Origin of the sequence: uncultured Microbacterium sp., from assembly GCF_963521695.1 — a bacterium.
Taxonomy (GTDB): domain Bacteria; phylum Actinomycetota; class Actinomycetes; order Actinomycetales; family Microbacteriaceae; genus Microbacterium.
Genome location: NZ_CAUQWC010000294.1, coordinates 1 through 3,508 on the forward strand (window position 1 = coordinate 1; position 3,508 = coordinate 3,508).

Annotated in this window: 5 protein-coding genes; 4 read left to right on the forward strand and 1 reads right to left on the reverse strand. The window is 71.4% G+C overall.

The features are described from left to right. The 4 genes from RWP81_RS15410 to RWP81_RS15425 form a co-directional block, all read left to right on the forward strand. Positions 1-354, forward strand: a 354-nt coding sequence (locus RWP81_RS15410) for an arginase family protein (protein WP_314457577.1), incomplete at its 5' end; no start/stop codon positions are given. Next, positions 351-815 carry a histidine phosphatase family protein gene (locus tag RWP81_RS15415; RefSeq protein ID WP_314457579.1) on the forward strand — a complete coding sequence of 155 codons (465 nt, stop codon included), beginning with the start codon at positions 351-353 and terminating at the stop codon, positions 813-815. The genes RWP81_RS15410 and RWP81_RS15415, both read left to right, overlap by 4 nt. Positions 816-1,060: 245 nt before the next feature. Further along, on the forward strand, positions 1,061-2,113 hold the full coding sequence (locus RWP81_RS15420; protein ID WP_314457581.1) for an acyltransferase: 1,053 nt from the start codon (positions 1,061-1,063) through the stop codon (positions 2,111-2,113). Continuing rightward, on the forward strand, positions 2,103-2,669 hold the full coding sequence (locus RWP81_RS15425; protein WP_314457583.1) for a YdcF family protein: 567 nt from the start codon (positions 2,103-2,105) through the stop codon (positions 2,667-2,669). The genes RWP81_RS15420 and RWP81_RS15425 overlap by 11 nt, the downstream gene beginning before the upstream one ends. Here RWP81_RS15425 and RWP81_RS15430 read toward each other — a convergent pair. Continuing rightward, positions 2,666-3,508: amidohydrolase family protein (locus RWP81_RS15430; protein WP_314457585.1), on the reverse strand; the 843-nt coding region annotated here is incomplete at its 5' end. The genes RWP81_RS15425 and RWP81_RS15430 overlap by 4 nt on opposite strands.

A 3,508-nucleotide genomic window follows, 5' to 3' on the forward strand; every position in this document is an offset into this window, starting at 1 on the left:
GCGCCGACTCGTCCGGCCGAGCCCGACGGGGGCATCGCGGGAGGCGGCGCCGCCGCCGACGATGCTCCCGAGCCCGCGCCGGGACGTCCGGCCGAGTCCGGCGGCATCCACCTCGACATCGATGTCGACGTGTGCGATCGGTCCGTCGCGCCCGGCTGCCCGGCCAGCGTTCCGGGCGGGCTCGCCGCGTGGGAGCTGCGGGCATTGGTGCGGGGGATCGCCCGCGACCCCCTCGTCACCAGCGCCGACATCGTCGAGGTGGACGCCACGGCCGACACCGCCGACGCCCGCACCGTACGACTCGCCGCGCTCTGCGTTCTCGAACTCCTCGCTGGATTGGCGGAAAGATCATGATCCAACTCATCCTCGCGCGGCACGCGAAATCCGACTGGGCCGACGAGGGCCTCGACGATCACGACCGCCCCCTGAATGACCGTGGACGGCGCGACGCGCCCGCGGTCGCCCGCACCGTCCAGCGGGCAGGGGTCCGCCCCGCCGTGATCCTGTCGAGCACGGCCCTCCGAGCGCGGCAGACGGCCGAGGCGTTCGGGAAGACCTTCGAGGTCGAGGTCGTCGAACGACCCGGGCTCTACCTCGCCGCACCCGATGCTCTGCTCGAAGCCGCTCGCACCAGCGGTGTCGACGAGGTGATGGTCGTCGCTCACGATCCCGGCATGAGCTCGCTGGTGTCGAGCCTGGCCGGCCGCGACGAACGGATGGTGACCTGCGCGGTCGCCGTCTTCACCTGGCACGAGGGCACGTGGGACGACGTCGGCGCGATGCCGCCCGATGAGTTCGACCTCTACACGCCGTAGGCCCGCCGCGGCAGCCCGCGCCCGGCCGACCCCTCCTTCGCGTACCGCAGGAGCCACGCGACACGTGGGGCGCCCCCCACACGCGGCCAGAGACGTGCTTCGCGATCGGCGTTTCGTCATCCGGCCGACATCTGTTTCGTCATTCCAGCGAACATTCGTCTGGTAGAACTGTCTGACACCCGACGCGGTCGTCTGTGCCGCGCGGGGACCCGGCGGGCGCATGCGGCGGAACCTGAGGAACGGTCATGACTCCCGAAGCCCCCCTTGCGCCTGCGCAGAGGATCGCGTGGATCGACGTCGCACGCGGCATCGCCATCACCCTCGTCGTCTTCCACCACTCCATCCAGTTCCTGGACGCCACCGGCTGGCAGGTGGACGCTCTCGTGCAGGTGACCGCCGCCCTGTCGACGTTCCGGATGCCGCTGTTCTTCCTCGTGTCGGGGCTTCTCGCTTCCTCTGCGATCGCACGTCTGAGCTTCGCCTCCCTCTTCTGGAAACGCCTGGCGCTCCTCGTCTATCTCTACGCGCTGTGGTGCATCATCTGGTGGGCCTGGTTCCTCTTCGTCCCCCGCCCGTTCGACCCGCTGACCTCCCCCGTCGGCGATCTGGCGACGGCGCTGTACCTCCCGTGGTCGGGCCTGTGGTTCCTCTACGCGCTCATCCTGTACACCGTCGCCGCCTGGGTGCTCCGCCGCCTCCCGCGGGTCGCCCAGCTCGGCATCGCCTTCGGCGTCGCCTGCCTCTTCGCCACCGGCATCGTCACCGTCAGTTCGTCGTACACCTGGCGGTCGGTCGGCACGTACTTCGCGCTGTTCATGACCGGGGTCCTCTGCCGGCAGCTCGTCGAGGCGTTCGCTCGCCGCGTCAACGTGTGGTGGCTGCTGGGAACGGGTGCGGCCCTCGCTGCGGGGACTGTCGTGCTGCCCTTCCTTCCGCTGCAGGGCGTGTTCCGCGTGGCACTGTGCGTCGTGGGCGCGGCATTCGGAGTGTCGATCGCGGTGATGCTGGCGCGTTCGCCGATCGCTCGGAGGGCCGTCGGCGCACTCGGGTCGCGCACCCTGCCCATCTACGTGCTGAACTCGCTGCTGCTCGCGCTCGCGGTCGCGATCCTGCCCGTCGAGCTGGTGCCGGGGTCTCTCGCCGCTGTCCTGCTCACGGCCCTCGTCGTCACGACGGCCCTGATCATTCGCCGCGCGGTCGGCTCGTTCTCGGGGGTCTTCACCCTCCCGACCCCGATCGACCGCTTCGCGAAACGGCGCCTGCAGATCGACCGCCTCGGAGCCGGGCGTGGCCACTGATTCGCTGACCCTGCCCCGCACCCGCCGCCGCCGCGGCTGGGTGATCGCCCTCGCCCTCCTTGTGGCGATGGCCGTCGCGGGAGTGGCGATCATGGTCCAGGCGTACGTCTTCCCCGCCGTCGCCGCACCGCCCGCTCGCGCCGACGTCATCTACGTGATCGGTCCCCCCACCGAGGGGAGGATCGCCCTCGCCGAGCAACTTCGCAGCGATGGGGTGGCCGACGACATCCTCATCTCGGTTCCCTCGGAGGGCGAGCAGTCGGCCGCGAAGCTCAGCGTCTGCCAGGAGCGGTACGTGGCCTGCGAGCACCCCGACCCGTTCACGACCGCCGGAGAGATGGCGCTCCTGAACACGCGGTACGGCGCCGAGGCGAGCGCCGTCGTCATCACGTTCACCCCCCACGTGAGCCGGACGCGCTTCATCGCGGGGCAGTGCGCCGCCGCGCAGGTGACCGTGATCGACGTGCCGACTTCTCTCGATCTCGGACAGTGGATGTACCAGTTCGCCTACCAGACGGGCGGGTTCGCCAAGGCGGTCGCCGCCCCCTGCTCCTAGGACGCCCCCGCGGCTCGCAGCTCTGCGCCGTCCTTCCACACCTGGCGAACGAGCGGCACACCGGGTCGGTAGGCGAGGTGGACGCGCGACGGTGCGTCGAGCAGCACGAGGTCGGCCCGCATCCCGGGCGCGATCACCCCGACGTCCGTGCGGCGCAGCGCCCGCGCGCCGCCCGCCGTCGCCGCCCAGACCGCCTCGGCCGGGGTCATCCCCATCTCACGCACCGCGAGCGCGATCATCAACGGCAGGGAGCTGGTGAAGCTCGAGCCCGGATTGCAGTCGCTGGCGAGCGCGACGGTGACGCCGGCGTCCAGCAGCCGGCGCGCGTCGGGGTACGGCTGGCGCGTCGAGAACTCCACCCCGGGGAGCAGGGTGGCCACCGTGTCCGGTCCGGCGAGCGCGGCCACGTCGTCGTCGGAGAGGAAGGTGCAGTGATCGACCGCGGCGGCTCCGAGGTCGACCGCGAGCCGCACCCCCTCGCCGTAGCCGAGCTGATTGCCGTGCACCCGGATGCCGAGACCCGCCGCGCGGCCCGCCTCGAGCACCCTCCGGCACTGATCGGCGGTGAAGGCGCCCTCTTCGCAGAACGCGTCGATCCACCGCACGTGCGACCGGACCGCGCGAAGCATGTCGCCCACCACGAGGTCGACGTACTCGTCCGCGCTTCCGGTGTGGTCGGGGGCGACCACGTGCGCCCCGAGGAAGGTCACCTCGTCGGTCACTTCCGCAGCGAGTCGCGCCAGACGCGCCTCGGTCTCGACGTCGAGACCGTAGCCGGTCTTGACCTCCACCGTCGTGGTGCCCTGCGCCCGGCCTTCCGCGACGAGGGCGGCAAGGCG

Coding starts and splice junctions, on each gene's coding strand:
- RWP81_RS15415 (WP_314457579.1), top strand. CDS start 351: ATGATCCAACTCATCCTCGCGCGGCACGCGAAATCCGACTGGGCCGAC.
- RWP81_RS15420 (WP_314457581.1), top strand. CDS start 1,061: ATGACTCCCGAAGCCCCCCTTGCGCCTGCGCAGAGGATCGCGTGGATC.